This window comes from Pedobacter sp. 01T416_2, from assembly GCF_056398925.1.
Map to the genome: position 1 here is coordinate 1 of NZ_JBFTQI010000480.1, position 4,630 is coordinate 4,630.

The 4,630-nt window shown below is 39.9% G+C and carries 3 protein-coding genes; all 3 read left to right on the top strand.

The window, feature by feature from the left end:
- Positions 1-1,793: M1 family metallopeptidase (locus AC1DPQ_RS18450; protein WP_477610478.1), on the top strand; the 1,793-nt coding region annotated here is incomplete at its 5' end.
- Between the two features lie 358 nt (positions 1,794-2,151).
- Positions 2,152-4,194: an excinuclease ABC subunit UvrB gene (uvrB, locus tag AC1DPQ_RS18455; RefSeq protein WP_477578470.1), complete on the top strand. Its 2,043-nt coding sequence runs from the start codon at positions 2,152-2,154 to the stop codon at positions 4,192-4,194.
- A 76-nt stretch (positions 4,195-4,270) separates the two neighbouring features.
- Positions 4,271-4,630, top strand: a 360-nt coding sequence (locus AC1DPQ_RS18460) for a DUF5077 domain-containing protein (RefSeq protein WP_477610479.1), incomplete at its 3' end; no start/stop codon positions are given.

Consider the following 4,630-nt stretch of genomic DNA (forward strand, 5'->3'; position numbering starts at 1 on the left):
GTGTTGGTGGCCGTGGAGGGTATGAGTTTTTCCCAACCGATGGGAACTACCTGTTTACCATGACCCAGTGGTACCCACGCTTATGCGTATATAGCGATTTTCAGGGATGGCAGAACCATCAGTTTACGGGTAGAGGCGAGTTTGCCTTAACCTTTGGCGATTTCAAAGTTCAAATGACTGTTCCGGCTGATCACCTGGTGGGTTCAACGGGGGAATGTATCAATTATAGCGCTGTTTTAAATCCAACTCAATTAAGTAGGTATAATTCTGCTAAAACTGCTGCTGCGCCTGTAGAAATACAAACCTTGGCTGAAGCTAAACTGGCAGAAACCAAAAAATCTACAGCTAAAAAAACATGGGTTTTTAATGCGAACAATGTCCGCGATTTTGCGTGGACATCCTCACGTAAGTTTATCTGGGATGTCATGCCTCAAAAAATTCAGGCCAATAACAATACCGTAATGTGCATGAGTTTTTATGGAAAGGAAGCGTACAACCTTTACAGTAAATTTTCTACCCGTGCGGTAGCGCATACCATTAAAACCTATTCAGATTTTACCATCCCATACCCTTACCCTGTTGCACAAAGTATCGAAGCCGCAAATGGAATGGAGTACCCAATGATCTGTTTTAACTATGGTCGAACAGATACGGATGGGACATACAGCGAAAGCACTAAAAATGGGATGTTAGGTGTAATTATTCACGAGGTTGGACACAACTTCTTCCCGATGATTGTAAATAGTGATGAACGCCAATGGACCTGGATGGATGAAGGACTAAATTCTTTTGTTGAGTATTTAACCGAAGAACTTTGGGACAACAAATTTCCAAGTAAAAAAGGACCGGCATATACCATTGTAGATTACATGAAACTCCCAAAGGATGAGCTGGAGCCAATTATGACCAACTCTGAAAACATTACCCGTTTCGGTCCAAATGCGTATTCGAAACCTGCTACCGGTTTAAATATCCTTCGCGAAACCATCATGGGACGGGAACTTTTTGATTACGCATTTAAAGAATATTCGAGAAGATGGGCTTTTAAACACCCTGAACCTGCTGATCTTTTCCGTACCATGGAAGATGCCAGCGGCGAAGATTTAGATTGGTTTTGGAGAGGTTGGTTTTACGGAACCGATCCCTGTGATATATCTTTAGATAGCGTGAAATTTGCGAAAGCCGATTTCCCTAAAGATTTGCCAGAAGCTAAATCGAAAATGGTTAAAATTGATAAACCTGCCGTTAATGCCTTTGAAGATATTTCGAAAATCAGAAACCGCGAGGACAAGAAAATTAATTTTTACGTAGATAAAACTCCTGCAGCACAAGATTTCTACTATAAATACGATAGAGGAATGGTTACTGTTGATACCACTGTTGCTACTAAAACAGAAACTGCTGCAACTCTAGAAGCTGTTCCTTCAGCAGAGCAGGACCAATATGGCAACAAATTTATTTACGAACTGAGCTTTAGCAATAAAGGAGGCTTGGTAATGCCTATCATTGTTGAGTTTACCTATAAAGATGGAACAAAGGAAATAGACCGTATTCCAGCGCAGATTTGGAGGCACAATGAATTGAAAACAGCTAAGTTTTACGTTAAAAATAAAGAAGTAGCCTCTATTTTAATTGATCCTTTACGTGAAACTGCAGATATCGACACCTCAAATAACACTTGGGGCGGTAAAGCAAAAGAAAGTAAGTTTAAGGTATATAAAACCAAAGTTGGTGGGGCAGTAAGAGGCCAGTCGGTTGGTAAAAACCCAATGCAGGCCGCAGCGGGTAAATAATCGCATTGTCATCCTGATCGATCGTCATTTCCGTAGTTCTCCAAAGGAACTCCTTTGGAGGAGAAATCTTTAAGCTGATGACATTACGATTCTCGCTTTCGCGAGGATGACCCCAAATCCCTATTGAATTTTTCAATGGGGATTTTTTATTGAATGAGGTAATGCTAAGAATCAACCTAGTAAATCAAAAGTTTAACTTTGGATTTACTAGGTTCGTATGCCTTTAATCTGTCTAAAAGGCTATTTGAGTATTGAAGGTTATAAAATTCTGAAGGGAATAAATTTCTTATTACCCCCAACTTTCCTGACTTTCCCCTGTTTTAGATTTTGCAGCCTAAATCGTACATTTGATTAGCCCATGAAATTTAAAATCACCTCAGAATATCAGCCCACCGGAGACCAGCCAAGTGCGATAAAACAATTGGTAGATGGCGTAAATGCCAATGAACATTATCAAACTTTACTAGGCGTTACGGGATCGGGAAAAACATTTACGGTAGCTAATGTGATCGAACAGACGCAAAAACCTACCCTGATTTTGAGTCACAATAAAACTTTGGCAGCGCAGCTTTACGGCGAGTTCAAAAATTTCTTCCCTGAAAACTCGGTGAATTATTTTGTTTCTTATTACGATTATTATCAGCCTGAAGCTTTTATCGCATCAAGCAATACTTATATCGAAAAAGACCTGAGTATAAACGAAGAGATTGAAAAACTCCGGTTACGCACTACCTCTTCGTTAATGAGTGGCAGACGCGATATTATCGTGGTATCATCCATCTCCTGTATTTATGGTATGGGTAATCCCGAAGATTTTTCCCGGATGGTTTTCCGTTTTGGCGTGGGCTTAAGGATTTCGAGGAATGCATTTTTGCATAGCTTGGTTGAGATTTTATATTCGAGAACTACAACAGACTTTAAACGTGGAACCTTTAGGGTTAAAGGCGATACTGTTGATATTTATCCGGCCTATCTTGATCATGCTTACCGCATTTCTTTTTTCGGTGATGATATTGAAGAACTTTCCTCGATTGATCCGGTTTCCGGAAAAACCATAGAGAAATTAGAAGACATGGCCATTTATCCAGCCAATCTTTTCGTTACCCCGAAAGATAGGTTCAATTCTTCCATTTGGGGAATACAGGAGGAGCTGGAAATCCGTAAAAACCAGCTAATTGCAGATCGACATTTGTTGGAAGCCAAACGGCTGGAAGAACGTACCAATTTCGATATCGAAATGATGAAAGAATTGGGTTATTGTTCCGGTATCGAAAACTACTCACGTTTCTTCGATGGAAGGCAGCCCGGCATGCGTCCTTTCTGTTTGTTAGATTATTTTCCTGAAGATTATTTAATGGTGATCGATGAAAGCCATGTTACCGTTCCGCAGATCAGGGCCATGTACGGTGGCGATAGATCGAGGAAATTATCTTTAGTTGAATATGGTTTCCGTTTGCCTGCTGCACTGGATAACAGACCTTTAAACTTTAACGAATTCGAAGCGCTTGCCCCGCAAACCATTTATGTAAGTGCAACTCCGGCTGAATATGAATTGGAAAAATCAGAAGGTGTGGTAGTAGAGCAGGTAATTAGACCTACAGGTTTGTTAGATCCTGTTATTGAGATTAGACCTGCCATTAACCAGGTCGACGACCTTCTAGATGAAATAGATATTACCATAAAAGAAGGTGGCCGTATTTTGGTTACCACATTAACCAAACGTATGGCTGAAGAATTAACTAAATATCTTGATCGCTTAAATATCAAGACCAGGTATATCCATTCTGAAATTAAAACCCTCGAACGGGTAGAGATTCTTCGTGGTTTACGTTTAGGAGAATTTGATGTGTTGGTTGGAATTAACCTTTTGCGCGAAGGTTTGGATTTACCAGAGGTTACTTTGGTTGCTATTTTAGATGCGGATAAAGAAGGTTTCTTACGGTCTGAAAAATCGTTGATCCAAACCATAGGCCGTGCGGCCCGTAACGATAAGGGCCGTGTAATTATGTATGCTGATAGCATTACGGATAGCATGGAGAAAACCATATCAGAAACGAACAGACGTAGGGATATACAGATTGCTTATAACCTTGAACATGGCATTACACCTAAAACTGTTGGTAAATCAAGGGAAGCGATTTTAGAGCAAACATCTGTCCTTGATTTCTCTCAGAAAGCAAGCGATAACAAAGCCAGGGCTTATGTAGAAAATGCCGAAATCAGCATTGCCGCTGATCCAATTGTACAATATATGGGTAAAGCAGAGCTACAAAGAGCAATTGATACTACGCGTAAGGATATGCAAAAAGCAGCAAAAGATATGGACTTTTTGCAAGCGGCAAAACTGCGTGACGAAATGTTTGCCCTAGAGAAAATGTTTAACGAAAAATTCGGTAAGTAACGATTTGGTTTTAAAGCATGATTTTTAGATAATTTAGCCTACAATTGCTTTAAACAAGTTATCTAAAAATCATTCAATGAAATCTTTTAAACTAGTAACACTGATCGTACTCGGTGTCATGGGGCTAAAAAGTCATGCCCAAAATGCTACAGCAATTTCCCTCCCGCTTGGRGGTAATGCCTACAGTTCTCTCCATCAGGATTCAGAAAGAACATTATCCAACAGGGGAATCATAAACTGGTCTAATCCAAAAGAATATTTTACAGCTTATTTTAGGGTTTCTAAACCTGGTACCATAACGATATCGTTAAGCGATAAGCCTATAGTTGATGGGCAATCAGTTCTGGAATTCGCCATCAACAATCAATCTAAAAAGGTAAGTTTCGATGAAACCAAAACTTTTGATGGTAAGATTGGCGAGTGGACCATTAAAGAT

Excerpts from the sequence above, each read along its gene's own strand:
- uvrB (WP_477578470.1), top strand. The coding sequence starts at position 2,152 with ATGAAATTTAAAATCACCTCAGAATATCAGCCCACCGGAGACCAGCCA.